General features: G+C 71.6%; 25 protein-coding genes. 15 read left to right on the forward strand and 10 right to left on the reverse strand.

The window, feature by feature from the left end:
* The first annotated feature begins 34 nt into the window (after positions 1-34).
* From QM779_RS14910 to QM779_RS14920, 3 genes are all read left to right on the forward strand, one after another.
* Positions 35-853 carry a rhomboid family intramembrane serine protease gene (locus tag QM779_RS14910; RefSeq protein WP_428536594.1) on the forward strand — a complete coding sequence of 273 codons (819 nt, stop codon included), beginning with the start codon at positions 35-37 and terminating at the stop codon, positions 851-853.
* An 81-nt stretch (positions 854-934) separates the two neighbouring features.
* Positions 935-2,008 (forward strand): type I restriction endonuclease, encoded by a 1,074-nt coding sequence (locus tag QM779_RS14915; protein WP_428536597.1) that lies wholly within the window; start codon positions 935-937, stop codon positions 2,006-2,008.
* 55 nt (positions 2,009-2,063) lie between these two features.
* Positions 2,064-3,458 (forward strand): hypothetical protein, encoded by a 1,395-nt coding sequence (locus QM779_RS14920; RefSeq protein WP_428536600.1) that lies wholly within the window; start codon positions 2,064-2,066, stop codon positions 3,456-3,458.
* Positions 3,459-3,473: 15 nt separating this feature from the next.
* On the opposite strand, the gene QM779_RS14925 is transcribed toward QM779_RS14920, so the two are convergent.
* Positions 3,474-4,469, reverse strand: a complete 996-nt coding sequence (locus tag QM779_RS14925) for a glutathione S-transferase family protein (protein WP_428536603.1) — start codon at positions 4,467-4,469, stop codon at positions 3,474-3,476.
* Between the two features lie 106 nt (positions 4,470-4,575).
* Complete coding sequence (locus tag QM779_RS14930) at positions 4,576-5,463, reverse strand: ArgP/LysG family DNA-binding transcriptional regulator (RefSeq protein ID WP_428536606.1); 888 nt, start codon at positions 5,461-5,463, stop codon at positions 4,576-4,578.
* Positions 5,464-5,542: 79 nt separating this feature from the next.
* Between QM779_RS14930 and QM779_RS14935 the strand changes: the two genes are divergently transcribed.
* The gene (locus QM779_RS14935; RefSeq protein WP_428536609.1) at positions 5,543-6,157 is read left to right on the forward strand and encodes a LysE/ArgO family amino acid transporter; all 615 of its coding nucleotides are present in this window, start codon (positions 5,543-5,545) and stop codon (positions 6,155-6,157) included.
* A gap of 9 nt (positions 6,158-6,166) precedes the next feature.
* Here QM779_RS14935 and QM779_RS14940 read toward each other — a convergent pair whose 3' ends face one another.
* The 5 genes from QM779_RS14940 to QM779_RS14960 form a co-directional block, all read right to left on the reverse strand.
* Positions 6,167-6,628 carry a hypothetical protein gene (locus QM779_RS14940; RefSeq protein ID WP_428536612.1) on the reverse strand — a complete coding sequence of 154 codons (462 nt, stop codon included), beginning with the start codon at positions 6,626-6,628 and terminating at the stop codon, positions 6,167-6,169.
* A gap of 53 nt (positions 6,629-6,681) precedes the next feature.
* Positions 6,682-7,170 (reverse strand): hypothetical protein, encoded by a 489-nt coding sequence (locus tag QM779_RS14945; RefSeq protein ID WP_428536615.1) that lies wholly within the window; start codon positions 7,168-7,170, stop codon positions 6,682-6,684.
* 82 nt (positions 7,171-7,252) lie between these two features.
* Positions 7,253-8,758, reverse strand: coding sequence for an ATP-dependent DNA ligase (locus tag QM779_RS14950; RefSeq protein ID WP_428536618.1), 1,506 nt, complete (start codon positions 8,756-8,758; stop codon positions 7,253-7,255).
* A 7-nt stretch (positions 8,759-8,765) separates the two neighbouring features.
* A complete protein-coding gene (locus QM779_RS14955; protein WP_428536621.1) occupies positions 8,766-9,887 on the reverse strand; it encodes a hypothetical protein in 1,122 nt (373 codons plus the stop codon).
* A gap of 26 nt (positions 9,888-9,913) precedes the next feature.
* Positions 9,914-11,041, reverse strand: a complete 1,128-nt coding sequence (locus QM779_RS14960; RefSeq protein ID WP_428536624.1) for a hypothetical protein — start codon at positions 11,039-11,041, stop codon at positions 9,914-9,916.
* A 90-nt stretch (positions 11,042-11,131) separates the two neighbouring features.
* Here QM779_RS14960 and QM779_RS14965 point away from each other — a divergent pair, with 90 nt between their 5' ends.
* The 6 genes from QM779_RS14965 to dhaK all read left to right on the forward strand — a co-directional run bounded on the left by QM779_RS14965 (position 11,132) and on the right by dhaK (position 17,438).
* The gene (locus tag QM779_RS14965) at positions 11,132-12,046 is read left to right on the forward strand and encodes a DNA-3-methyladenine glycosylase family protein (RefSeq protein WP_428536627.1); all 915 of its coding nucleotides are present in this window, start codon (positions 11,132-11,134) and stop codon (positions 12,044-12,046) included.
* Between the two features lie 63 nt (positions 12,047-12,109).
* Positions 12,110-13,882 carry a GAF domain-containing protein gene (locus tag QM779_RS14970; protein WP_428536630.1) on the forward strand — a complete coding sequence of 591 codons (1,773 nt, stop codon included), beginning with the start codon at positions 12,110-12,112 and terminating at the stop codon, positions 13,880-13,882.
* A 106-nt stretch (positions 13,883-13,988) separates the two neighbouring features.
* The gene (locus QM779_RS14975) at positions 13,989-14,846 is read left to right on the forward strand and encodes a class II fructose-bisphosphate aldolase (protein WP_428536633.1); all 858 of its coding nucleotides are present in this window, start codon (positions 13,989-13,991) and stop codon (positions 14,844-14,846) included.
* A gap of 1 nt (position 14,847) precedes the next feature.
* The gene (locus QM779_RS14980; RefSeq protein WP_428536636.1) at positions 14,848-15,594 is read left to right on the forward strand and encodes an HAD-IA family hydrolase; all 747 of its coding nucleotides are present in this window, start codon (positions 14,848-14,850) and stop codon (positions 15,592-15,594) included.
* The gene (dhaL, locus tag QM779_RS14985; RefSeq protein WP_428536639.1) at positions 15,591-16,223 is read left to right on the forward strand and encodes a dihydroxyacetone kinase subunit DhaL; all 633 of its coding nucleotides are present in this window, start codon (positions 15,591-15,593) and stop codon (positions 16,221-16,223) included. The genes QM779_RS14980 and dhaL overlap by 4 nt, the downstream gene beginning before the upstream one ends.
* Before the next feature lie 219 nt (positions 16,224-16,442).
* Entirely contained in the window at positions 16,443-17,438 is a 996-nt protein-coding gene (gene dhaK, locus QM779_RS14990) for a dihydroxyacetone kinase subunit DhaK (protein ID WP_428536642.1), read from the forward strand.
* Between the two features lie 100 nt (positions 17,439-17,538).
* On the opposite strand, the gene QM779_RS14995 is transcribed toward dhaK, so the two are convergent.
* Positions 17,539-18,924 carry a collagen-binding domain-containing protein gene (locus QM779_RS14995; RefSeq protein ID WP_428536645.1) on the reverse strand — a complete coding sequence of 462 codons (1,386 nt, stop codon included), beginning with the start codon at positions 18,922-18,924 and terminating at the stop codon, positions 17,539-17,541.
* 234 nt (positions 18,925-19,158) lie between these two features.
* Here QM779_RS14995 and QM779_RS15000 point away from each other — a divergent pair, with 234 nt between their 5' ends.
* The gene (locus QM779_RS15000; protein ID WP_428536648.1) at positions 19,159-19,878 is read left to right on the forward strand and encodes a Crp/Fnr family transcriptional regulator; all 720 of its coding nucleotides are present in this window, start codon (positions 19,159-19,161) and stop codon (positions 19,876-19,878) included.
* Here the strand turns inward: QM779_RS15000 and QM779_RS15005 are convergent.
* The gene (locus QM779_RS15005) at positions 19,831-21,525 is read right to left on the reverse strand and encodes a DUF885 domain-containing protein (RefSeq protein WP_428536651.1); all 1,695 of its coding nucleotides are present in this window, start codon (positions 21,523-21,525) and stop codon (positions 19,831-19,833) included. The two genes, QM779_RS15000 and QM779_RS15005, sit on opposite strands and share 48 nt — an antisense overlap.
* Positions 21,526-21,552: 27 nt before the next feature.
* Between QM779_RS15005 and QM779_RS15010 the strand changes: the two genes are divergently transcribed.
* From QM779_RS15010 to QM779_RS15020, 3 genes are all read left to right on the forward strand, one after another.
* Positions 21,553-22,287 (forward strand): glycerophosphodiester phosphodiesterase, encoded by a 735-nt coding sequence (locus QM779_RS15010; protein ID WP_428536654.1) that lies wholly within the window; start codon positions 21,553-21,555, stop codon positions 22,285-22,287.
* A gap of 4 nt (positions 22,288-22,291) precedes the next feature.
* Positions 22,292-23,200, forward strand: coding sequence for a 1,4-dihydroxy-2-naphthoyl-CoA synthase (locus QM779_RS15015; protein ID WP_428536657.1), 909 nt, complete (start codon positions 22,292-22,294; stop codon positions 23,198-23,200).
* A 239-nt stretch (positions 23,201-23,439) separates the two neighbouring features.
* Positions 23,440-24,441 carry a TIGR00341 family protein gene (locus tag QM779_RS15020; RefSeq protein ID WP_428536660.1) on the forward strand — a complete coding sequence of 334 codons (1,002 nt, stop codon included), beginning with the start codon at positions 23,440-23,442 and terminating at the stop codon, positions 24,439-24,441.
* A 12-nt stretch (positions 24,442-24,453) separates the two neighbouring features.
* Here QM779_RS15020 and QM779_RS15025 read toward each other — a convergent pair whose 3' ends face one another.
* Positions 24,454-25,638 carry an AI-2E family transporter gene (locus QM779_RS15025; protein ID WP_428536663.1) on the reverse strand — a complete coding sequence of 395 codons (1,185 nt, stop codon included), beginning with the start codon at positions 25,636-25,638 and terminating at the stop codon, positions 24,454-24,456.
* Between the two features lie 275 nt (positions 25,639-25,913).
* On the opposite strand from QM779_RS15025, the gene QM779_RS15030 reads away from it, so the two are divergent.
* Positions 25,914-26,447 carry a YbaK/EbsC family protein gene (locus tag QM779_RS15030; RefSeq protein ID WP_428536666.1) on the forward strand — a complete coding sequence of 178 codons (534 nt, stop codon included), beginning with the start codon at positions 25,914-25,916 and terminating at the stop codon, positions 26,445-26,447.
* Positions 26,448-26,501: the final 54 nt, after the last annotated feature.

Consider the following 26,501-nt stretch of genomic DNA (forward strand, 5'->3'; position numbering starts at 1 on the left):
GCCCCGCGCCTCGCCATCTGGCAACCTAGATCCTGTGAGTCGACACTTCGCGTCCCCGGAGGATCCCTGGTTCCGGATCGGCAGCGTGGACGTGTCGACGTCCGTGCTCGTCGCGGCGATCGGGCTGGTGTCCGGCATCGTGTGGGTGGTCAGCCCCGAGATCATCTACGCCCTCGCTTACTGGCCGGGCGCCGTGGTCGCCGGCGAACCTTGGCGCATCCTCACCTGGCCGCTCGCCAACACGATCAGCGTCGTGTTCACGTCCCTCATGCTGTGGTACTTCGGGACGGAACTCGAGCGCCTGATCGGACGCACGCGCATGCTCTGGCTGCTCGTCGGGGCGTGGGCCGGGCTGACGATCGCGTCCACGCTGGTGAGCCTGATCCCCGGGCTGAGCGGCACCGTCCTCGCGGGACTCGGGCTCATCCAGCTCGCCGTGCTCCTGCTGTGGATCGCGGAGTACCCCAACCGGCCGTTCTTCTTCGGCATCCCCGCGTGGGTCTTCGGCATGGCGATCGTCGCCGTCCAGGCGCTCAGCATGATCGCCTACCGCGACTTCGGATCCCTGCTGAGCCTCGTGTTCAGCCTCATCCTCGTCGCCGTGATGGCCCGCCGCTTCGGCCTCCTCGGCGCCTACGACTGGATCCCCGGACGCCCGGTCACCCGCAAGCCCGCCCCCGCGCGGACGCGGCACGTCCCCCGCTCCGAGGTCCGCCAGGAGATGCGCCGCCTGTCCGACCGCGAGCAGCTGGACGCCCTGCTCGACCAGATCAACGCCAAGGGCATCCAGAGCCTCACCGACGCCCAGCGCAAGGAGCTGATGAAGCTGCGCGAGCGGCTGCGCAAGGGCTGAGTCGCTGGCGAATGTCCGGCTTCTCCTGCGGCGTCAGCGATGGCGCGAAATGATCCTTCTGTTGACGATGCAGGAGGAACGATGGCGTTCGAGGATGCACTGGGCGACCTGTCCACCAAGGTGGCCGACTATGTGGCGACGCTGACCACCGAAGAGGCGACCAAGACGGCGGTGGTCCTGCCCTTCATCAGTCGCGTGCTGGGTTATGACGTCTTCAACCCGGCCGAGGTTGTGCCCGAGTTCGTCTGCGACGTGGGGACCAAGAAGGGCGAGAAGATCGACTACGCGATCGTCCGCGACGGAAAGGTCCAGGTCCTCGTCGAAGCGAAGAAGATCGGTGAGCCGCTCAACCTCGCGCACGCGGGCCAGTTGGTTCGCTACTTTCACGTGTCGAACGCGCGCATCGCCGTCCTGACGAACGGCCAGCTGTGGCACTTCTACACCGACCTGGACCGGCCGAACCTGATGGACGAGCAACCGTTCCTCCGTCTGGACCTCCTCAACATCGACCCCTATGCGCTGCCCGAACTCCGCAAGCTCACCAAGGACGAGTTCGACCTCGACTCCGTTCTCGCGGCGGCGGAGGAACTCAAGTACGTCAGCGCGGTCAAGCGGGCGGTCAACGACATGTTCGTCGAGCCGCCCGACGATTTCGTCCGCCTTCTTGTCTCGAGGGTCTATCAAGGACCGATCACGGCGAAGGTGCGGGAGTTGTTCACCGGCATCGTCCGCAAGTCGCTCGCGCAGTTCGTCAATGACCGAGTCAACGACAGGCTCAAGACCGCCCTCCAGGGGCATGCGCCCGCCGTCGGAGTGACCGCCACGCCCGTCGAGCGAGCCGGCGACGCTCCGGACTCCTTGCGCGACGAGATCGAAACGACCATGGAAGAGGTCGATGGCTTCAACATCGTCCGGGCCATCGTTGTGAGCGACGTCGACTACGCGCGGGTGGTGGCCAGAGACACGAAGTCGTACTGCGGCATTCTTCTCGACGACAACAACAGGAAGCCTCTCTGCCGGCTGCACTTCAACCGGACGCAGAAGTACCTGGGCCTCTTCGATGAGAACAAGGTCGAGGAGCGCATACCGATCGATCGTGTGGGCGACATCTACCGCTACGCCGACCGGCTCCGGGAGACCGCGCGCCAGTACTGACGCCTCGATTGGGGGCCCAACGCGTAGTGTCAGAGGCGACCTCTAGCCTGTCTTTGTGGATGAATTCTGCGGAGCGGATGCGCGGGGGACGCTGGGTCGCCTCGGGGAGCTGGTCCGCGCGCAGGCGGCGATCGAGGCCGAGCAGGTCCGCGCGATCGCGCACCTGGCAGACGTGTACGGCCCGCTGAGCGCGGACGAGGCGAGTTCGGGGCTGGAGCGGCTCGCCGTGCACGGGGCCGCGGCTGTCCAGCTCGGGGCGGACGGAACCCCGCCGATCTCGGAGTTCCTCGCTCTGGAGATCGCGCCGATCCTGCGGCTCTCGCCGATGGCAGCAGGCCTCTTTCTCGTCGATGTGCTGAATTGTCGGGCACGGCACCCCCGGTTGTGGCAAGCCGTGCAGGAAGGAAGCGTCCGGTTCTGGCAGGCCCGCGAGGTGGTCTCGCTCGTCGCGCGGGCCGAGCTCGACCAGGCGTCCGCCCGGCGGATCGACGACGCGATGGCCGACGCCGTCGAGCGCGTCGGCTGGACGCGCGCCCGGCGCCTGCTGAAGGGCCTGATCGTGGCCGAGGACCCCCAGGCGGCGGCCCGTCGTGAGAGCGAGTACGCGCGCGCTCGATTCGTCCATCGCACCGACCCGGTCGACGGCCTGTCCACCATCGTGGCCCGCCTCGACCAGGGCGACGCGCTCCGCTTCGAGGCCATGGTGGCCCGCGTGGCGGAGATCCTCGGCTCCCGCGGCGACAGCGACGACGTGGACGTCCGGCGTGCGCAGGCGTTCGGGATCATGGCGAGCCCTGCCCGGGCCCTCGCGCTGCTGCAGTCCGCCGTGCCCGCGAACGAGGCCGACGGGCACGCCACCTTCGGGGACGGGAGCGAGCCCGAACTGCCCGGCCTGACCGCCTGCGCAGGGCACACCTGCGGCACGATCACCGTCGACCCCGACCGGCTGTTACCGAGCGCCACCCTCGTCGTCCACCTCAGCGACACCGCCCTGATGACCGGAACGGGGGTCGCCCGCGCAGAGAAGCTGGGCCCGGTGCCACTGCAGCGGCTCCGCGCGCTCCTGGGCGACACCCGCCTCACCGTTCGCCCGGTCTTCGACCCTTCGAGGGTTGCTCCGGTCGACTGCTACGAGATCCCGGACCGGATGCGCACCGCGGTGCTGCTGCGGGACCCGCACGAGGTGTTCCCCTACGCCTCGAGAACCTCGACCGGCCTCGACCTCGACCACACCGTGCCCTACGCGTGGGGCCGTGACGCTCCGCCGGGCCAGACGCGGCCCGACAACCTGGGGCCGCTCGGACGCCGCGTCCATCGCGCCAAGACCCACACCGGGTGGAGAGTGCGCCAGCCGGCTCCCGGCTTCTTCGCGTGGACGTCGCCGGCCGGGTTCCACTATCTCGTCGGACCGCACGGCACGATCGCCGAACCGACGGCCGGCGCCGCCTGACCTCGGCGTCCCGGCTCACCCGATCGGCGGCACCTCCTCGCCCGGACGCACCGGGCCCGGGGGAGCGCCGTCACCGAACGGCCGGCCGCCGAGTTCCTCGCGTCCGTGCGGCTCGAGCCAGCCGGACAGGTCCGGCCCCTTCGGCACGATGCCGGTCGGATTGATGTCGCGGTGCACCACGTAGTAGTGCGTCTTGATCTGGCTGAAGTCCACCGTGTCGCCGAACCCCGGTGTCTGGAACAGGTCGCGCGCGTACGCCCACAGCACCGGCATCTCGTCCAGCGTGTTCCGGTTGCACTTGAAGTGGCCGTGGTACACCGGGTCGAACCGCACCAGCGTCGTGAACAGCCGCACGTCCGCCTCGGTGAGCTGGTCCCCGACCAGGTACCGCCGCGTCGCCAGCCGCTCCTCCAGCCGGTCCAGCGCCGCGAACAGCCGGTCGTACGCCGCGTCGTAGGACGCCTGCTTGCCCGCGAAGCCACACCGGTACACCCCGTTGTTCACCTCGGTGTACACCCACGAGTTCACCTCGTCGATCTGTGCCCGCAGGTGCTCCGGGTACAGCTGCGGCGCCCCTTCGCGGTGGAACTGCGTCCACTCGAGCTCGAAGTCGATCGTGATCCACGGGAAGTCATTCGTCACCACCCCGCCGCTCGGGACGTCCACGATCGCCGGCACCGTGATCCCCTTCGGGTAGTCGGGGAACCGCGCGAAGTACGCCTGCTGGAGCCGCTCGATCCCCAGCACCGGGTCAACACCGCCCGGGTCCAGGTCGAACGTCCAAGACCGTGGGTCGTGCGTCGGCCCGCACAGGCCCTGGCTGATCGCGTCCTCCAGTCCCAGCAACCGCCGGACGATGATCGCCCGGCTCGCCCACGGGCATGCCCGCGCCGCCACCAGCCGGTACCGTCCGGCCTCCACCGGCCAGCCGTCGCGCGCGTCCCGCGTGATCCGGTCCGGGATGTACCTCGTGTCGCGCTGGTACTCCGGCTCCACATAACCCTTCGCCATCGCTCCTCCTCTCCTCCTGCTTACCCGATGTGACGCGATCCGGCCACACGTCCGCCCAGCTGGGACACCAGGAAGCTCGTGGGACGCGAGGAGTGGCGGGATCGCGTCACGGATGCCGCAGGGACGCGGCCGCGCCCGCCCGGACCGCCGCGGCCACCGCGTCGAGGCTCGCGGTCTGCAGCGACCACTGCTGCCAGTACAGCGCCACGTCGTGGTTCGCCAGGCACGAACCCGGCACCGCCGCCAGGTCGACCCCGTCCCACACCCGCCCCTCGAGGTCCGGCAGCATCCCCCACCCGTACCCGTAGCGGACCGCCTCCGAGAACTGCGTGCTGGCCGGAACCATGTGCCACGGCGCGGTGCCCCACGCCACCCCGGCCTCCTCCAGCCGCTCGGTCTGCAGCCGGTCGTGGTCGTCGAACACCACCACCGGAGCGGCCGCCAGCGCGGCCGGACCCACCCCGTCGGCGAACCACCGCGCCGCGAACTCCCGCGACGCGATCGGTCGGTACCGCATCGCCCCCAGGCTCTCCACCGTGCAGCCCTGCACCGGGGTCCGCTGGCTCGTGATCGCCGCCATCACTGACCCGTCCCGGAGCAGGTCGGCCGTGTGGTCCTGGTCCTCCCGGACGAACGTGATCCGCACCTCGCCCGCCACCGACGCCAGCGCCGGCAGCACCCACGTCGCCAGCGAGTCCGCGTTGACCGCCAGCCGCACCACCGGACGCGTCGTCGCCGCGGACTCCAGCACCGCCTCGGCGTCGGTCGTCAGCGCGGCCAGCTGCCGGGCCAGCAGCAGGACCGGGCGCCCCGCGTCCGTCGGTGTCACCGGCCGCGTCCGGCGCAGCAGCACCGCGCCCACCGACCGCTCCAGCGCCTTCAGCCGCTGGCTCACTGCCGACGGCGTCAGGTGCAGCTCCCTGGACGCCGCCTCCAGCGTCCCGTGGTCGGCCACCGCGGCGAGTGCCCGCAACTGGGCGAGGTCCCACTCCATGTTCACATCTTAAGCAGCGCTACAGATACCCAAGAAACATTCGCTGGACTGCACGAGAATCCACCCGTAGCGTCGAACCGTGCTCACCACCGCCCTGTCCGGGTTCGGCTTCGGCTCCAGCCTCATCGTCGCCATCGGCGCCCAGAACGCCTACGTGATGCGGCAGGGCCTGCGCCGCGAGCACGTCGGCATGGTCGTGGCGATCTGCGCACTGAGCGACGTGATCCTGATCAGCCTCGGCACCGCGGGGGTCGGCGCAGTCATCGCCGCCCACTCCGCCGTCCTGGTCACCGTCACCGTGCTCGGCAGTGCGGTCCTGCTCTGGTACGCGGTCGCCGCCCTGCGCCGCGCGCTGCGTACAGAGGTCCTGGTCGCGGACGGGACGGGCGAGCCCGCGCGGCTGCTTCCGGTGGCGCTGGCCGCGCTCGGCTTCACCTGGCTCAACCCGCACGTGTACCTGGACACCCTCGTCCTGCTCGGCTCGATCGCCTCGACCTATCCGGCACCGTGGGTGTTCGCCGTCGGCGCGATGGCCGCCAGCGTCGTGTGGTTCTCGCTGCTCGGCTTCGGCGCGCGCGTGCTGCGTCCGTTGTTCGCCCGGCCGCTCGCCTGGCGGGTGTTCGACCTGTGCGTGGCCGCGATCATGGTGAGCGTGGCCGCCGGCCTCCTGCTCAGCCTGCGAACGGTGGCCTGACCCGGTCGGTCAGGACGCGCACAGGGCCTGCAGCGACGACACGTCCTGCAGCAGCCCGCCTGCGGCGCTCGTCACCGTCCCCACCTTGGTCGGGTCCTTGACCACCTCGCCCAGGCTGTCGACCAGCGACTGCACCGAGGCGGCCAGCTTCTCGAGCTGTGCCCGCACCTGCGCGTTGTCCAGCTTCTTCGCGACCTTGGCCAGGCTCTTCTGCCGCTTCTCCATGATCTTCTGCGCCTTGGCGGGGTTCGTCGCGGCCACGGAGATCGCGGTCTGGAGGTCGGAGTAGGCGCCCTGCAACTCCGTGCTGATCGCCGCGCAGGCCGCCTTCACCTGCGGGTTGGCACTGACGCTCGCCGTGGGGGTGGGGCTGCTGCCCAGCCCCGGGATCGCGACCCCCGAGCACCCGGCCAGCAGGACGGCCGACGCCGTGACGCCGATCACACCGACGAACGCTCTGCGACCAGTCATGGCGCTCCTCCCCCGAAAGCTGCGGGAGCAACTGTAGGCGAGGACGCCCCCGATCAGCCGGTGCAGACGGTGCCGAGCTCGGTCATCTCCGACTGGAACTCGGTCACGACGTCCTGGAGCGACGCGGCCTTCGTCGGATCCTTGATCACGGCCTCGAGCGCGGACACCATCTTCTTCGTCGCGGCGAGCGCCTTCTCGGCCTGGGCCTTCACCTCGGCGTTGTCCACGGACGCGACCGAGTCGGCGAAGGTCTGCTCGAACGCCTCGAGCGCCTTCACGGCCTGGCTGGGGTCGGAGCCGATCTCGGACATCGCGGACTGCATGGTGCTGGTCGCATCGGCCATCGCGGCGTTCAGCGCGTTGCACGCCTCGGAGATGCTCTGCGTGCCGGTGCCGGACGTCGCTTCGGAGGTCGCCGCGGTCGGCGTCGCCGACTCGCTCGACGCGGCCGTCGTCGGCGCGGTGGCGGGCGCGGTCGCAGAGCAACCGACCAGCAGCAGGGCGGACGCGAGGCAGGTGGCCACGCGGGTCAGAACGGACATGTGGGTCTCCTGTGAGGGTGGTTCCTGCCCACGACTCTAGAGGAGTCGAGCGTCCTGCACCGGCTGCGCCGGATTCCTCCGGTCAGGACGCGGACGGCGCGGCGAGCGCGCGCACGGTGTCGATCGTGTCGGCCTCCTCGGCCCGTTTGTCGTCGCGGTAGCGCACCACGCGCGCGAACCGCAGGGCGATCCCGCCCTGGTACCGCGTCGAGCGCTGGAGGCCGTCGAACGCGATCTCGACCACCTGTTCGGGCCGGACGTGGACGACGTGGCCCTCCCGGGACGTCTCCAGGCCGAGGAACCGCTCGGTCTGCCACGCGAGCATCTCGTCGGTCATGCCCTTGAACGTCTTGCCGAGCATCACGAAGCCGCCCGTCGCCGGGTCCCGGGCGCCGAGGTGGATGTTCGACAGCCAGCCCTGGCGGCGTCCACTGCCCCACTCGACGGCGAGCACGACCAGGTCGAGGGTGTGCACGGGCTTCACCTTCACCCAGTTCGCCCCCCGACGTCCCGCGGCGTAGCCGCCGTCCAGCGCCTTGATCACGACACCCTCGTGGCCCGCGGCGAGCACCCGACGCGAGAACGCCTCGGCCTCCGCGACGTCGGACGTCACCAGCCGCTCGACCCGCAGGTCGTCCGGGACCACCCGGGCCAGCTGTTCCTGACGGATCGCGGTCGGTTCGTCCACCAGATCGCGGTCGTCGACGTGCAGCAGGTCGAAGAAGAACGGGACCAGCTCCGCCTGCGCGGACGCGGTGTCCTGGAACAGCATCGGCCGCCCGTCCGGACGCAGCGCGAGCGCCTCCCCGTCCAGCACCAGCCGGCGGGCCGGCAGCGCGGCGACAGCGGCCACGACCGCGGGCAGCCGGGCGGTGATGTCGTCGAGGCTGCGGCTGTGGACGGCGATGGCCTCCCCGTCGCGGTGCACCTGGATCCGGATGCCGTCCAGCTTGGCCTCCACGGCCACCGGCGTCCCCGCGCCGAACCGGTCGAGGGCCTCCGCGACCGTGGGCGCGCTGGACGCCAGCATCGGCAGCACCGGGCGTCCCACCTGCAGGGTGATCGCCGCCAGCGCGGTCTCGCCGCCCGCCCGTGCGGCCACCGCCACCACCGGGATCGACCCGGCGAACATCGCCGCCCTGCGCACGGCGTCCAGCGGGACGGAGTTGGCCTCGGCGACGGCGGCCAGCAGCAGGCCCTCCAGCGCGCCCTGCCTCGTCTCCCCGGTGACCAGACCGGCGAGGAAGGTCTGCTCCGCGGCGGTCGCGGCGCCCATCAGCTCGGCCAGCAGGCCCTGCCGCGCGACCTGCGAACCCGCGCCGGCGAGCTGGGCCAGTTCGGCGAAGGCCGCGTCCACCTCGAGCACGGTCAGCGTCGGGACGTCGGCAGCCGGCGGCCGGTCGACCAGCGAGCGCCAGCCGACCCCGGTGCGGCGCTGCCTCAGCGACCCGGACAGGTAGAACGCGACAACCTCCAGCTCGTCGGGCTCCGCCGCGGCGAGCGCGTCGGCCAGCGCGGCGACCTTCGCCGTCCGCGACCGCGTGGCCGCCACCCGGGCCGACGCCCGGACCACCTCGTCGAAGAGCACGGCACCACTATGCGGGACGGCCCGGCCGAGCCGTCAACGGCCAGGTGTCGTCGGGCTCGTCCGGGACGTCGGCGCGCAGGTGCGCGAGCAGCGGTCCGTCCAGCGCGCCCCTGTGCAGTTCGTCGGGCTCCATAGCCAGCACCTCGCCGCCGCGGGCGAGGACGTCGACGGCGATCCGCGCGAGCACGTCCGCCCCGGACGCGTCTCGCAGCGACGCCGTGCTGTCGTACACCAGCAGGTCGACCCGACCGTGCTGCGCGGCTCTGGCCACCTCGTCGACGTCCCTGCTCGGCAGGCCGGGAAGGCTCTCGTCCGAGATCCGTGCCAGGTGCTCGCTCAGCTGGCGGCGGACTCGTGCCTCGGCGTACCCCCGCAGCGTCCGTCCGATGTCGCTGGTGCGCAGCGTCGCCGGATCGTGGGGCGACACGGTCGCGCGCCACGGCAGGCGGGCAGCGAGCTGGTCGCCGAGCGGCGGAGGGCCGAACACGACCATCGGGGCGGAGTAATCGGGGTCGAACGGTTCGAGGCGTGCCCGGACGGTGCGTGCCACGGCGGACAGGTAGGACCGACGGGTCATCAGGAACGCCCTGCTCCAGGTGAGCGCGCGCCACAACTGGCCCAGCCGGTACCGGACGCCGCCGGCGAAGCTGGCCATGTTCTCCCTGGTGCCGCTCGTCACGGCCTGCACGGGCGCGGTCCCGGAGGCCCACCACAGGCCCCAGTCCTCCTCACCGACGGTGACGGCGTAGGCGGTCTGAGGGGAGCTGACCGCGCGCACCAGCGGGCCGAGGTCGAACCTGTCGCCGGCGCGCCACTCGGCGGCGAGGTGGTCGGGCAGGACGAAGGCCTCCGCCCGCTCGGGACAGGCGAACACCGCCACGCAGTGGCCCTCGCTGGCGGTGCGACCGAGCGCCTCCACGTGGTCCGCGATGGCGCGCCGGGCGGACGAGGGGACGCCCGTCCCGGCCAACCGGTGCAGGGCGAGCCGCAGGGGTTCGCGGATCGCCGCGGCGACATCAGTGCCGTCGGTGCGGTGCGGTTCGAGCGGCTGGTAGACGGTCACCGCCTGCGGCTGCGGGCGGCTGAGGTCGACCAGTTGCGGGACGGTGGGCCTGCCGACGTGGAGCACGGCGGCAGGCTACCGGTCGCCGCCGCTCAGACCAGCGGGTGCCGCAGCTGCGCGAGCGCGCGCCCGTCCCAGATGTCCGCCCACACCTCGTCGGGACGGACGGCGATCGCCTCGCCGCCGAACCGCAGCACCAGCACGGCGATCCGCGACAGCAGGTCGTAGCCGTCCTCGGCGTAGCGCAGCTCGCCCGTGGACTCGTCCAGCGTGCCGAGCACGTCGACGGTGAAGTCGTAGATCAGCGTCCCCACCGCGCCCGCGCACGCGGCCTTCGCGATCTGGGCGAGGTCGGTCGCGGCCAGGCCGGACGCGAACCCGTTCCCGATCTGCTCCGCACGCCCGCTCAGCCGCTTCGACGTGATCTCGCCGATCCGCGCCCGGATGGCCTCGTCGACCTGGTCGGGTCGCAGCTCGTCCGGCGCGCCCGGCACCGCGACCACAGGCCAGGCCAGGTTCTCGGCCTGGATCATCGACAGCAGCGGCTCGGTCGCGAACACGAACAGCGGGCGGGCCGCGTTCGGGTCGAGCCGGCCGAGCTCCGTCCTCACCGCGTCGGCGACCGTGCGGGCGTACCGCTCCAGCAGTACCTTCCTGCCCTCGTCACCGACCAGTCGGCGCTCGTGCCCGCGGCCGCGGATGGTCATCCGGTTGGTCGCGTCGGCGGCGTCCTCCGCGTACGCCTCACCGAGGTCGAGTTCTGCCGCCCGCGCGGTCGCGGACGCGCGCCACAGGTTCCAGCCGTTGCCGGAGAGGGTGAGCGCGAACGCCTCCTGCGGCGTGGTCACCGCACGGACGAGCTGCCCGATGTCGAACCAGTCGCCGACCTGGGTCTGCGGCTCGAGGTCGTTGGGCAGCACCCAGTCCTCGGCCAGTTCGGGCGAGACGAACACCGCCAGCGAGCCCGAGAGGTTGCCCCACAGGTGGGTGTCGGCGGACAGCACCTCGCCGTGCAGGCGGACGGCCTCCTGGACGTCCGCGTCCGCGCCGGCGGCACGCAACTGTCGGATCGCGTCGTCGACCGCGCTCTTCAGCGCGGTCGCGGATTGCGCGCGCCCCGCGGGCGTCGGCGAGGTGGGGACATAGATGGTCACCGCGTGGGCGTGGGGTTCGCCCAGGCGGACCAGGTCGTCGGTGGTCGGCAGGTCGTAACGGATCACGGCTTCTCCTTCGGTGGTTGGCCCGTGGTCTTTCATGCTTACCAGACGGGTGGGAATCCGCCTGTGGGAGCCGGGGGCTACCGTGGCCGCGTGCCCGCATCCCTGCGCCGCGACTGGCGTCCCGACTGGCCCTGCCCGGTCGGCCAGGTGTGGGGCACGTTCCGGCGCGGTGTCACCGACCCCACCTATCGGGTCCACGAGGGACGCCACTGGCGCGCGCTGAACACGCCGTCCGGCGTGGCGACGCTGGCCGTCCGTCCGCTCGGCGCCTCCGGCGTGATCGCCGCCGAGGCCTGGGGCGAGGGCGCGGAGTGGGCGATCGAACGGTTCCCCGTCCTGCTGGGGGCGGACGACGACCCGTCGGGCTTCCGTCCCGTCCACCCGCTCGTCGCGGAGCTGCACCGGCAGCGTCCGCACTGGCGGATCGGACGGACCGCCAGCGTGTGGGACGCGCTGGTGCCGGTCGTCATCGAGCAGAAGGTGACCGGGCAGGAGGCCACCTTCGGGATCCGCTCGCTGCTCGGCCGGCACGGCGTCCCCGCCCCCGGGCCGGGCGCCGACCTCGGCCTGCGCACCTTCCCGACCCCGCGGGCGGTCGCGCTGATCCCGTCGTGGGACTGGCTGGGCCTGCACATCGACCCCGCCCGCTCCCGGACGTTGGTCGGGGCGGCGAAGGTGGCCGACAGCCTCGAACGCGTCCTGGCCGCCGAGCCGGACCGGGCGGACGCGCGGCTGCGCAGCCTGCCCGGCATCGGGGTGTGGACGAGCGCGGAGGTCCGGGCCCGGGCGCTCGGCGACGCGGACGCGATCAGCTTCGGCGACTACCACATCGCCCGCGACATCGGCTGGGCGCTGACCGGGGAGCCCGTCGACGACGCCGGGCTGGCCGACCTGCTGGAGCCGTACCGTCCGCACCGCCTCCGCGTCCAGCGCCTGGTCGGGATGGCGGGGATCGCGGTGCCGCGCCGCGGCCCGCGGCTCGCCCCCCGGACACACCTGCCGTGAGGGCCTGTCGGAGGGCGGAAGGGCGCGCCTAAGCTGGCGCAAGGCACGTCCGGGAGGGCAGCGATGACGCAGGCGGACGCCCTGGAACGGGCATCGGTGGACGATGCGCTGGCCGCCGTGGCCAACGACCTCGCCGGGGAGTTCCGGCTGCAGCCCCTGCTGGAGCGCATCCTGCGCAGCGCGGTCGAGCTGCTCGGCTGCCACAGCGGGTCGTTGTGCCTGATCGACGCGTCCAGCCAGACCTACCGCAAGGAGATCGACCTCGACGCGGGCTGCCAGGCCGGCCGGATCTTCCCGCTCGACGAGGGCTGCACGGGCGCGGTCGCGCGGGCGGGCAAGCCAGTGGTCTTCGACAGCTACTCCCGGATCGGCAAGGGTCACATCCGCCCGGACGAGGCGCGCTACCACCGGGCGGTGATCGGCGTCCCGATCCTCGTCCGGACGAACCTGATCGGGGCCTGCATCGTGTTCGCGGCCACCGACGAGCAGCGGTTCGACGCCGCGGACGCCCAGCTGTTGCAGCGGTTCGCGACCCACGCCGCGATCGCGATCACCAACTCGCGGCTGCATGCGGAGTCGTCCGAGCGCGCCAAGGCTGCCGCGGTCGCCGCCGAGCGTGAACGGGCGATGCTCGAGGTCCACGACAGCATCGGACGCGGCCTGGCCACGGTCGCGCTGCGGATCGCGGACGCCCACTCCGCCGTGAGCAGGGGCGCCGACCCGTCCCCGGCCCTGATCGAGGCCCAGGTCGCCGCCCAGGAGACGATGAACGAGGGCCGCAGGGCGGTCTGGGGGCTGGGGCCGGCCGGGATGGCCGGGCGTCCGATCGAGGAGACGATCGGCCTCGAGCTCGACTGGGTGCGGGCGACGTCCGACCTGACCGCGACCTTCCGGGTGTTCGGCGACCCGCAGCCGCTGTCCCGGGCGGTGGAGGGCCAGGTGCTGCGGATCGTCCAGGAGTCGCTCACCAACGTCGTGCAGCACGCGCGGGCGTCCTCGGTGCGGGTGGGCCTGGTCTACGGCGGGGACGGGCTGGCGCTGATCGTGGAGGACGACGGCTGCGGCTTCGACGCGGAGGCGGTCGCCGGCCACGGCGTGGGGCTGACGGGGCTCGTCGCCCGATCCGCGCAGGTCGGCGGGCGCGTACGGATCGACTCCACGGCGGGGTGGGGGACCCGGATCCGGGCCGACCTCCCGTACCGCGAGGTCGTCAACGACCACGTCGGCAGCCCCCGGCTGCGGGTGGTCGTGGTGCACCCGCTGCCGGCGATGCGCGCGGGCCTGGTGCGGCTGCTGGACGCCAGCGAACCCGGCGTCCAGGTGGTCGCGGAGGTGGCGGGCTTCGAGCAGGCGGTGGAGGCCGTGCGGCTGCTTCGTCCGGACGTGGTGCTCGCGGGCACCCACGTGGACGGGGCGAGCGGGGCGGAGCTGGTCGCAGGGCTGCGCGCCGCGTCCCCCTCGGCCGGGGTGGTGGGCGTGATCGACGCCGGCACGCCCGAGACCGAACTGCGCGACTGGGCGGCGGCGGGCGTCCGCGGCTTCGTGCAGGCGGACGCGGACGCGACCACGCTGGGCCGCGTGGTGGTGGGGGTCGCGCGCGGCGACGTCCTGGTGTTCGGCGGCGTGCTCGCCCAGCTCGGCGGGCTGCCGGCGGTCGACGGCGACCGCCTCACCGGCCGTGAGCTGGAGGTGCGTCGCCTGATCGACCAGGGCCTGCCCGACAAGCAGATCGCGTCCCGCCTGGGCATCTCGGTGAAGACGGTGGAGAAGCACGTCAGCGCGATCCTGCGCAAGGGCGGCGTCCGCTCCCGCACCGAGCTCCTCGCCCGCGCCTGACGCCCCCACCCCCGACCCCCAGAGGGGGTGGGGGGAACACCCCATACCGGGGGCGGGGGACGGCACCTAGCGTGGGCACGTCCCTCAGTGTCGAGAGGAGCCACGGATGGCCGTCCAGCCTCTATCGGAGATCCTCCGGCCTGCCTTCGAGCAGCGCTACGGGGTGCCGGCGATCAACATCGTCAACGACCTCACGATCGAGAACGTGCTCGCGGGTGCCGTGGAGGCGTCCTCGCCGGTGATCCTGCAGACCTCGGTGAAGACCGTCCGCCAGATCGGGGTGGACGTGCTGTTCGCGATGTGGACGTCGATGACCGCCGGCATCGAGGTCCCGTGCGCCCTGCACCTCGACCACTGTCCCGACCGGCAGGTGATCAGCGACTGCCTGGCCGCCGGCTGGAACTCCGTGCTGTTCGACGCGTCCGCCCTGCCCGTGGAGGAGAACCAGCGCCAGACCGTCGAGGTCGTCGCCGAGGCCCGCCGCTACGGCGCGGACGTCGAGGGCGAGATCGAGTCGATCACCGGCCAGGAGGACGGCGTCGGCTCCGACGAGGAGTCGAAGCGCCAGACCCTGGAGGTCCAGCTGCGCTACCTGGAGGCGACCGGCGTGGACGTGTTCGCGCCCGCCATCGGCAACGCCCACGGCACCTACAAGCGGGCGCCGGTCCTCGACTTCCAGCGGGTCTCCGACCTCGTCGCCGCGCACCCCGTCCCGATCGCGCTGCACGGCGGCAGCGGGCTGAGCGACGAGCAGTTCCGCGACTGCATCGCCCGCGGCTGCGCGAAGGTGAACATCTCCACGGCGCTCAAGGAGACCTACATGCGCTCGAACCTCGCGTTCCTGAAGGACGCCGAGGCCGCCGGCAAGTGGGACCCGCCCTCGCTGTTCTCCCACGTCGCCGCGGACGTGCGCGCGATGACCCGGCACTTCGCCGAGGTCTTCGGAAGCGCGGGCAGGGCCTGAGATGCCCGCCCTGGTCTTCGACTGCGACGGCGTGCTCGCCGACACCGAGAAGTACGGCCACCTGCCCGCCTTCAACGAAACGTTCGCCGAGTTCGGCCTGCCCGTCCGCTGGGACGACGCCACGTACGCGGAGAAGGTGAAGATCGGCGGCGGCAAGGAGCGGATGGCCTCCGAGCTGCCGGACGCGGACGCCGACCTGCTCAAGCGGATGCACCTGGCCAAGACCGAGCGATTCAGGGCCCTGGTCGCGGAGGGCCGGCTGCCCGGACGCCCCGGCATCCACCGCCTGATCACGGAAACCCTCGCTGCCGGCTGGACGGTGGCCGTCGCGTCCACTTCGGCCGAGCCGTCCGTGCGGGCGGTGCTCGAACACGCCGCCGGGCCGGACGCCGCCGCCCGCGTCCATGTCTTCGCCGGCGACATCGTGCCCCGCAAGAAGCCCGCCCCGGACATCTACCTGAAGGTGCTCGAGGACCTCCACCTCGACCCGTCCGCGTGTGTGGTCGTGGAGGACTCCGGCATCGGCGTCCGGGCGGCCACGGGGGCGGGCCTCACCACGGTCGTGACGGTCAGCGCCTACACCGGTGGGGACGACTTCACCGGCGCGGCCCTCGTCCTGTCCGACCTCGGCGACCCGGGCGCACCCGCAACGGTCGTCGCCGCGCCGGCCGGTGTCCGCCCCGAAGGGATGGTCACGATCGACACCCTCTCCCAGCTGCTCGCAACCAACCAGGAGGAAGCCAGATGAGCGGATCCATCACCGACGTCGAGTTCGTGATGCGCAACCTCGCCGAGAACATCGTCGCGAACGAGCAGTACTTCGGGGAGTTGGACGCGGTCGTCGGCGACGGCGACTTCGGCTACTCGCTCGCCCGCGGCTTCGAGATCGTCCTCGACCAGTGGGACGACTTCGACCGCAGCGACCCCGGGGTCTTCCTGACCAAGATCGCCGCGGCGACCTCGGCCCGGATCGGCGGCACGTCCGGCCCGATCTGGGGGACGGCGATGCTGCGGGCGGGCGTCCAGTTGAAGGAGCACCCCGAGATCGAGGGGACCGACATCGTGCGGGCCCTGCGGGCGTCCATCGAGGGGATCAAGGCCCGTGGCAAGGCCGATCTCGGCGACAAGACGCTCCTCGACGCGCTCGTCCCCGCCGTCGACACCCTCGAGGCGGAGGTCGCCGCCGGCCACGGGGCGAAGGAGACCGTGGCGGCGATGGCGAGGACCGCCGACGAGGCGGCGGAGAACACCAAGGCGTTGCAGGCCATGCGTGGTCGGGCGTCCTACACCGGCGAACGCAGCATCGGCTCCGTGGACGCGGGCGCGAAGGCGGTCGCCGTCCTGCTCAGGTCCCTGTCCGACGCCTGGCCCGAATAGGAACGGTCCCCGAGGAGCGAGCGTCACACCGAACGGTCCCTGAGGAGCGAGCGCAGCGAGCGTCACGAAGGGCCGCCGTCACACCGAACGGTCCCTGAGGAGCGAGCGCAGCGAGCGTCACGAAGGGCCGCCGTCACACCGAACGGTCCCTGAGGAGCGAGCGCAGCGAGCGTCACGAAGGGCCGCCATCACAACACCAACCCAACGAAGGGAAGTGCAATGAAGAAGTTCGTCAACGACCCCAAGCAGTTCGTCCCCGAGATGCTCAAGGGCATCGCGCTCGCGAACCCCGACACGATCAAGTACGTGCCCGAGTACAACCTGATCATGCGGGCCGATGCCCCGAACAACGACAAGGTGAGCATTGTGCAGGGGTCCGGCTCCGGCCACGAGCCGGCGCACGTGATGGTGGTCGGCCCCGGCATGCTGGACGCCGCCTGCCCCGGCGACGTGTTCGCCGCGCCGCCGTCCGACTACGTGTACCAGACCGCCAAGCTCGTCGAGTCCGAGAAGGGCGTCCTGCTGCTGGTGAACAACTACACCGGTGACCGGATGGCGTTCGAGATGGCGCAGGAGCTGGCCGAGGCCGAGGGCATGAAGGTCGACACGCTGTTCATCAACGACGACGTCGCGGTCCAGGACTCCACGTGGACGGTCGGACGCCGCGGCGTGGCCGGCAACTTCTTCGTGATGAAGGCGGTCGGCGCGAAGGCCGAGCAGGGCGGGTCGCTGGAGGAGGTCAAGGCGATCGGCGAGAAGGTGAACTCGGTGACCCGGACGATGGGCATCGCGCTCACCGCGTGCACCCCGCCGGCGAAGGGCAGCCCGCTGTTCGAGCTGGCCGACGACGAGATGGAGGTCGGCGTGGGCATCCACGGCGAGCCCGGACGCCGCCGCGCCAAGCTGGTCAGCGCGAACGAGATCGTCGACGAACTGCTCGGCGCGGTCGTCCCCGACCTGCCGTTCTCTTCCGGTGACCGGGTCGCCCTGATGATCAACGGCCTCGGCGGTACGCCGATCAGCGAGCTGTACCTGCTGTTCGGCATCGCGGCGGAGAAGCTGGCCGACCAGGGCATCACCGTGGCGAAGAGCTACGTCGGCGAGTACTGCACGAGCCTGGAGATGGCCGGCGCCTCCCTGACGCTGGTCAAGCTGGACGACGAGATCGAGGAGCTGCTGAACGCCCCGGCGTCCATCGTGAACCGCATCTTCTGATCCGGCGACCCGCCACAAACGCTCCCGAAAGCCGCAAACGCTCCCGAAATTTCGGGAGCGTTTGCGCGTTTCGGGAGCGTCTGCGACGGGGGAGCCCGCCTCAGGCCTGGCGGCGCAGCCGGAGGAGGATCGCGCCGGCGGTGATGGCGGTGAGGCCGAGGATGCCGGCCACGCCCACCCCTGCCCCGACACCGGTGAAGGCCAGGGTGTCGTCGGGATCGTCACCGCCGGAGCCGGCGGCCCCGCTCGTCGGGGAGGTCGTCCCCGTGGGATCGGTCGTGGGTTCGCTGGTGGGCTGGGTCGTCGGACCGCTGCTGGGTTCGCCGGTGGGTTCCGTCGTCGGGCCATCGGTCGGTTCGATGGTCGGTCCGGTGGTCGGCTCGCTGGTGGGCTGGGTCGTCGGCTCGGTGCCGGAGCAGTCCAGGTGGCCGCGGAACAGGTACGCGTGCGTCTCGCCGGAGCCCGGCGTCGTGACCAGGTTGCGGGTCAGGATCTGGCCGTCGAGGGGGGCGAAGCTGGCGGTGAGGTCGACCTCGGGACCGTACACCGAGCCGTCCACCCGCGACGGCGAGCCGAATGCGACCGGCCCGCTGAGGGCCGACAAGTCCCACATCACGAAGGACGCGTACTCGCCGGAGCCGCCGAAGGTGGACCCGGCCACCGTTGTCGTCCCCGGGGCGACCCGGACGATGAGCGGCGTGTCGGCCGCCGGCGTCGCACCGGCGTAGACGACCTGGGACGCCATGGCGCCCTGCCAGCCGACCAGGAGGTCCGCGTAGTCGACCACGTTGGGGACGCCCGCCACCAACTCGAGGCGCGCCTTTCCGCCGTCCTCGGTCACGCGGACGCGGTGCGCCCGGGAACCGGACGGGTCGGCGAGACCGGCGAGGCAGGCTGCGCCCGCGGCGAATCCCGGGCCCTCCTCGACGTAGGCGGCGACGCTGTCCCGCGCGGTGCGGAAGGTCTCGCCGGCCTGGTTCTGCGACCACGGCTGGTTGATCCCGTCGATGGCAGGACCCTGCGCGGCCGAGTTCGCGTTGCCCAGGTCGCGGTACTGCGTGTATCCACCACGCTCCGCGAAGCCGAACGGGGCGTCGGGCGAGACGATCTTCGCGTACCCGAGCGCCGTACCGGCCGTGCCGCCGGTGCCCTTGACCTGGACCACGCCGGACGCGGCAGAGTACGAGCCGATGAGCAGGCGGGTGGGGTCACCGTCCACCGTGGGCACCGGGTAGTCACCGGTTCCAGCGATCACGTGCACCAGCGCGTAGGCGCCGCCGTCACTGCGGACGGTGAGCGTGCCGCCGACGGCGATCGCCCCTTCGGTCTCGTGGTTGTTCAGCACGGCATCCTCGCGGACGTAGACGCTGAACGCTCCGGCGTCGTCGAACGGGTTCGTCCCCGCCGCGCTGGCCGTCGGCGCGGTCTGGACGAGAAGTAGCAGCGCCAGGGTGACCGCAGCTCCCGCTGGCGCCCCCGTCCGCACCCATCTCCCTGCACCACCACTCGCGTGATTCGCCTGGCCCACGACACTCCTCCCTCCATCCGCCCCCTCAGCGGGTTCCCGACTCACCCTGTCAGCGGCTGCCCGCGGACCGATCGGCGGCTAGCATCAGAGGTTCACCGAGGCGCTCAGGAAACACACAGCTGCAGGGTCGCGCCCGGGGTTCGTTGGCGTTTGTCACCGCGGGAAGCCCTGCGGCGGAAGGTGGGGGGAGAGATGGACGGCACCCGGCGGCGGGCGCTGGTGACCCTCCGTGCCCTGGCGGTGGCAGCGGTCGGCGGCGGGGTCGACGACGGGTGGGACGAGTTCGAGGACGCGTGCGATGTCGTGGCGTACGGTGCGCGCGAGACCATCGTCGAGGCCGGCGCGCGCCATCGCTACGCCTACCTCATCGACACCGGGCTGGTGAAGCTCGCCCGGGCCGGACGGAACCCGTCCACCCTGTGGCTGGCCGCCGAGGGCCAGGTGGTCACGCTGTTCGGCGCGAACCCCCTGTCCCTGCCCGGGCAGGTGTTCGACCTGAACCTCGCCCACGGCCACTACCCGCTGCCGCGACGGAGGTCCGGGGACCTGCCGCTGGAGCTGGTGGCCGTCGAGCCGACAACGGCGCTCCGGATGGACCTCGCGAAGATCGAGACGCTGGCCGGCCGCAACATCGCGTGGGGCCAGTTGGTGAACCTGGCGCTCAACGCGGAGCTGGCGTTCTTCACCCGGCTGGCGCTGTGGTTGCGCGCCGGCTCGGCAGAGCAGCGTTACGAGCGCTTCGTGTCGGAGTTCCCCGACCTCACCCGTCGGGTGAGCCAGAAGGAGCTCGCGCTGCTCCTGGATGTCTCGCCGGTGACGCTGAGCCGGGTCACCGCCCGGCTGCGCGACCGGGCGACACAGCGCTCAGTCGCGCAGCCCCAGCGCCAGCGGGAGCACGGACAGGGGCACTGACCCGAGGTTCAACGCGCGGGTGTGGAAGTCCTTGAGGCTGAACTCCCGCCCGGATGCCTCCGCGGCAGCCTTCGACTGGGCGCGGTAGGTCTCCCACAGCCGCTGTCCCACCTTGTAGGACGGCGCCTGGCCCGGCCAGCCGAGGTAGCGATTCAGCTCGAACCGCAGGAACGCCTCGTCCATGTTCACGTTGGCCTTGAAGCAGTCCCAGGCCTTCGCCGCGTCCCACGTGCCGCCGCCCCATTGCGCGGGCGCCGGCTTGCGCAGGTGCACCCCGATGTCGAGCACGACGCGGGTCGCCCGCATCCGTTGGCCGTCGACCAGCCCGAGCCGGTCGCCGAGGTCGTCCATGAAGCCGAACTCCTCCATCAGCCGCTCGGCGTACAGCGCCCAGCCCTCGCCGTGGCCGGAGCTCCAGCTCGCCAGTCGGCGCCACAGGTTCAGTTCGTCGCGGTTGAGCACCGCCTGCGCGATCTGGAGGTGGTGGCCGGGGACGCCCTCGTGGTAGACGGTCGTCTTCTCCCGCCAGGTGCTGAACTCGGTCACGCCCGGCGGCACCGACCACCACATCCGGCCGGGACGGGAGAAGTCGTCGCTCGGGCCGGTGTAGTAGATGCCTCCGGTCTCGGTCGGAGCGATCATGCACTCGATCCGCCGCATCGCCTCGGGGATGTCGAAGTGGACGCCGTCGAGGGCGCGGGTCGCCTCGTCGGCGGTGGCCTGCATCCACTCCTGCAGCGCGGCCTTGCCGTGCAGGGCACGGGACGGGTCGGCCTCCAGCTTCGCCACCGCGTCGTGGATGGACGCCCCCGGCCCGGCGATCTCTGCGACGACCGCGTCCTGCTCCGCCGCCATCCGGGCGAGCTCGTCCAGCCCCCACTCGTAGGTCTCGTCGAGATCGATGGACGCGCCGACGAACGCCCGCGACCACAGGGCGTAGCGGTCGCGTCCGACGGCGTCGTCGGCGGGGGCCTGCGGGCCGAGTTCGTCCTCGAGGAAGGTGACCAGTTCGCCGTAGGCCGCGGCCGCCTTGCGTCCGGCCATCGCCAGGTCGTTCGCCAGCGGCCCGGACGCGGGAGTCCCGTCCGGTGTGGCGGACGCGAGGAACGTCACGAAGAAGCTGGACGAAGGGTCGGCCAGCTCGGACGCCTGCTTGATGCACTCGCTGACCTGGAGTTGCGCCGCGACCAGACCGCGCGCCGCCGCCGTCCGCAGCGACTCGATGTAGCCCTGCACGGCCCACGGCACCTGGCTGACCCGGGCGGCGATGTTCGCCCAGTCGTCGGTCGTCGCGGTCGGCATGATGTCGAGGATGTCGCGCAGGCCCTGGACCGGGGAGGCGATCACGTTCAGGCTGGCCAGCGACTCGCCCGCCTCGTCGAGTTCGAGGGCCAGGCCGAGCCGGTCGGTCATCGCGGCGATCGTGACCCGGTCCACCTCGTCGAGCGGTGCGGCAGCGGCCAGCGCCGCCAGCGTGGCCCTGTCGAGATCGGCCCGTTCGGCGTAGCCGGAGGGGGAGTGGTCGGTCATCTGGTGGTCATGGCCGGGGATCCCCATGCCGGTGGCCTCCAGCGGGTCCAGTTCAGCGAGGCGCCGGGTGTAGGAGTCGGCGATGGCGTCGACAGGGGTGGGTTGGCGTACAGTCACGGTCCGACCATAGGCGACAGGAGTGCCATGACGCAGGTCTGGGGCCATCGTGGAGCCCGGCGTGAGGCGCCGGAGAACACCGTGTCCTCCTTCCGCCGGGCGCTCGAGCTGGGGGTCGACGGGGTCGAGTTCGACGTCCAGCTCACCGCCGACGGCGAGCTGGTGGTGATCCACGACGAGACCGTCGAGCGCACGACGTCCGGCAACGGCCACGTGAACAGCTTCAGCCTCGCGCAGCTGCAGCGCCTGGACGCCTCCGCGGGGATCGAGGGTTTCGCCGGCGTGCCGATCCCGACGCTCGCCGAGGTGCTGGACGTCGTCGCGCCGTCCGGGGTGTTGCTCAACATCGAGCTGAAGAACTCGGTGGAGGAGTACCCGGGCCTGGAGGAGAAGGTCCTGGCGGCGGTCGCCGCCTACGGGATCGCCGACCGCGTGGTGCTGTCCAGCTTCAACCACTACTCGCTGAAGCACCTGCTCGACCTCGGCACCACCTGCGAGGTCGCGATGCTGTACACCGACCCGCTGTACCGCCCGTGGCGGTACGCGGAGGACCTCGGGGTCGCCGCCATCCACCCGCCGGCGCGCTACGTCGTCCGGGAACGGACGGTGAAGAAGGTGCACAAGCACGGGATGGCGATCCGTCCCTGGGTGGTGAACAGCGAGTACCGGCTCTCCCAGATGTTCCGCTGGGGGGTCGACGCGGTGTTCACCGACGTCCCCGACGTCGCGCTGCGGCTGCGGGACGCCGGGTCGCTAGCCTGAGCGCATGACCAACCCCTGGCAGCCCGAGCGCTGGCAGCCCGTCGACGGCTTCGCGTTCACCGACATCACCTACCACCGGGCCGTGGACGTCCCGGCCGTGCGGGTGGCGTTCAACCGGCCCGAGGTGCGCAACGCGTTCCGTCCGCACACGGTCGACGAGCTGTACACCGCGCTCGACCACGCCCGGATGAGTTCCGATGTCGGTTGCGTCCTGCTCACCGGGAACGGGCCGTCCCCGAAGGACGGCGGCTGGGCGTTCTGCTCCGGCGGCGACCAGCGCATTCGCGGGCGTTCGGGCTACCAGTACGCCGACGGGGAGACCGCGGAGACCGTGGACGCTCGGCGGGCCGCCGCCGAGGGGGGACGCCTGCACATCCTCGAGGTGCAGCGGCTGATCCGGTTCATGCCCAAGGTGGTGATCGCCCTCGTCAGCGGCTGGGCGGCCGGCGGCGGGCACTCCCTGCACGTGGTCTGCGACCTGACGCTGGCGTCCGCGGAGCACGCGCGGTTCAAGCAGACCGATGCCGACGTCGGCTCCTTCGACGCCGGTTTCGGCTCGGCGTACCTCGCCCGGCAGGTGGGGCAGAAGGTGGCCCGGGAGATCTTCTTCCTCGGTGAGACCTACGACGCGCAGCGGGCCTACGAGATGGGGACGGTGAACCGGGTCGTCCCGCACGCCGACCTGGAGACCGTCGGCCTGGAGTGGGCGGCGAAGATCTGCCAGAAGTCACCGACAGCGCAGCGGATGCTGAAGTTCGCGTTCAACGCCATCGACGACGGCCTGGTCGGCCAGCAGGTCTTCGCCGGCGAGACCACCCGGCTCGCGTACATGACCGACGAGGCCGTCGAGGGCCGCGACGCCTTCCTGGAGAAGCGCTCCCCGGACTGGACGGCCTTCCCCTACTACTACTGAAGCGGCGGTCGCCGGCGGTCTGGCTGCATGGCCAGATCCCGGATCCGTCGCTTTCTGAAATCCAGGATTCGTCGTGCGTGAAATCCGAGGTTCGTCGGATCTCTGGCCGGACGGGTGAGGTGCACGTACCTGGCCGGGGCGGCTTCGGATGGCCGCGCGATGTGGTTCGATGCTCGTGATGGGTTCCCTGTGATCGGCCAGGCTCTGACGAGCCTCTGACGAGGTGGGAGGCGCGTGTGATGTCGGGACTGCTGACGCGGGTGACGGCGGAGGACGTCGAGCGCATGATGAGCCGGCTGCTCCTCACCGAGGGTGACGACCGGCAGCGGAAGCTGTCCGCGTTCTGGGTGCTGATCATCCTCGCGACGGTGATCGCCAGCGCCGGCGTGATGGCCGACTCCACGGCAACCGTGATCGGCGCCATGATCGTCGCCCCGCTGATGACCCCCATCCTCGGCACGGCGCTCTCGGTCGTGCTGTCCCGGCGACGCCTGATCCTGGTCAACCTCGGCATGGTCGTGGCCGGCGCTGCCTGCGTCGTGGCGATCGCCTTCCTGCTGGGAATGACCAACCAGGTGCACCTCGTCGCCGACACCAACTCCCAGATCGCCGCTCGGGTCACGCCCCGGCTGATCGACCTGCTGGCCGCCCTCGCCACGGGCGTCGTGGGCGCGTTCGCCATGGTCCGCTCCGACATCTCCGACACCCTCCCCGGCGTCGCGATCGCGATCTCGCTGGTGCCGCCGCTGGCGGTGGTCGGCCTGACCCTGGAGTCGGGTGCCCCCGAGCAGGCGCTCGGCGCGCTGCTGCTGTTCGGCACGAACGTCACCGCGATCATCGCGACCGGCACGGTGGTGTTCCTCGCCTACGGCGTCCGCCGCGCGGCGATCGAGCTGCACACGGATGTGGGTCGCCTCCGGGCAGGGACGCTCGCGGTGGTGATCGGCGCGGTGCTGCTGCTCACGGTGCCGCTGGGGATCGGCAGCGCGGTCGTCGTCCAGCAGGAGTTGATCACGGCCCGCGCCGCCCCGGTCGCCAAGGAGTGGGCGGAGGCGCAGGGCTGGCAGATCCAGGACATCAGCGTCCGGCAGGGCACCCTGCACATCGTCGCGCTCGGCCCCCCGCCGACCATCCAGGACGCCGGCCTGCGCGACCGGCTGGACGCGGCGGGCCTGCGCAGCGTGGACGTCCGCGTCACCCTCGTCCTGGGCGGCAGCGTCGTGCTGTCCGGCGGGCGCTGACGAGGACCGCCGCTACTCGGGCACCGGGTCGTCCGCGGTGGGCGGCGGCGCCGTCCTCGCGTCCTGGCGCGGGACGTAGACGTTCTTCAGCAGGATGAGCAGGGACGCGGTGAGCGGGACGGCGAGCAGCGCGCCGAGGAGGCCCAGCAGGGTCGCGCCGACCATGGCGCCGATCAGGACCAGGGACCCGGGCACCGAGACCGCCTTGCTCATGATCCGCGGTGTGATCACGTAGGCCTCGAGCTGGGTGTAGACCAGATAGACCACGGCGAAGATGAGCGCGCTCACCCAGGAGTCCAGCAGGCAGAACGCGGTGCCGATGATCCAGAAGAGGATCGAGCCGATCATCGGTATCAGGGTCACCAGCAGGCAGATGAAGGTGAGCAGGACGAGGTAGGGCGTGCCGAGCAGGGCCAGCAGGATGAGCGAGAACCCCGCGTTCAGCACGGACTGCTGGATGCCGCCACCGATGAAGGCGCCGACCGACGTCGTGATCTGCTCCGTGAGCTGGGCGGCCTTCGTCCGGCGGTAGGCCGGCAGGAGGTTGTAGAACGCCTGCTTCATCGACTCCATCGAGACCAGGAAGTACAGCGTGAGGGCGGTCACGATCGCTGTCCCCGAGATGCCGTTGATCAGCCCGGTGCCCAGCGAGATCACCCCGCCGCCGACCGCCAGCAGGTGCGAGGGGTCGGACAGCCAGGCCTGCAGCCGGGCGAGGACGCCGGCGTAGGCCTCGCTGCCGCCGATGCCGCCCGTCCAGGACTGGAACCAGGCCTGCTCCTGGAGAGCCGCCAGGTAGCCAGGGGCCGCCCGGGCGAAGGCGATCACCTGGTCGACGGCAGCGGGCACCACGACGGCCAGCCCGATCCCTGCCACCGCGAGGACGCAGCCGGACACGATCAGGATGCTCTGGCCCCGGGAGAGGCCTCGTCGCTGCAGGCCCTTCACGGGCGGGTCCAGCGCCAGGGCGAGGAACAGCGACACCGTGATCGTGACGAACACGTCGCTGAGGGACACGGCCGCGCCGCCGAGCGCCAGCCCCAGCAGCACGCCGATCGTGCCCGCGAAGGCCCACGCGAACGGGTTGGTCAGCCGCGCGAGGACGGCCAGTGGACGGCGCTCCTCCGACGGTGCCGATGCCGCTGGGAGGTCGGACTCGTGGCTGTCGTCGGTGGGGGGTCGATCCTGTTCGTCCATGGGTCAGTCCTCTTTCGGTGTCGCTACCCCGTCTCCGCGCAGAGCCGGTCGTGCTGGCCTCGCACGGGTCGGGGTGGCGATCCTTCGCGACACGGGCACCGTCCGCAGGGGTTGGGGTGAACCCGGACGGGGGCGGCGGCCGGCCATGGCGCCACCCTAGGCCCGGCGGAGTCCGGCCGGAAGGTGTGCGAAGCCGGTTCTGCCGCGCCGTGACCGATGGCATTGCGTCGGTGAGAGCGGGCCGGCGTCCGCAGGGGGCTGCCTAGACTCCGGACATGTTCGCCAGCCTCAACCCCGTCCCCGCGCTCGAGCGCCCCGACCTGCTGCCGCCGGCGGTGTACGCCGCGGTCCGCGACCACGTCCCTTCCGCGCAGGTGTTCCCCGTCGACCCCGCCCACGCCGACACCGAGACGCTGTGCCGCGTGTACGACCTTCCCCTGGACGTGATGGCGAACGCCGTCCTCGTGCTGGGCCGCCGCGGAGGAGACGACCGTTACGCGTGCTGCATGACCCTCGCCCACCGAAGGGTGGACGTGAACAACGTCGTCCGCCGCCGCCTCGACGTCCGCAAGGCCTCCTTCGCCCCGATGGACTACGCGGTCGAGGTGTCCGGCATGGAGTACGGCGGCATCACGCCGGTGGGGCTGCCGTCCGACTGGCCGGTGTGGGTCGACGGGGCGGTCGCCGACACCGAACTGGTCTGCATCGGCGCGGGCATCCGTGGCGCCAAGCTGCTCCTGCCGGGGGCCGACCTGTTGAACCTGCCCACCGCGGAACGCGTGGACGATCTCGCCCGCGACCTCGGCTGAGCCTGCGGAATCGCCCCGTGGATCGCCGGAGGGGGCGGCCCGCGGCCGTGGAAC

Origin of the sequence: Propionicimonas sp. (assembly GCF_049840635.1) — a bacterium.
Lineage (GTDB): Bacteria > Actinomycetota > Actinomycetes > Propionibacteriales > Propionibacteriaceae > Propionicimonas.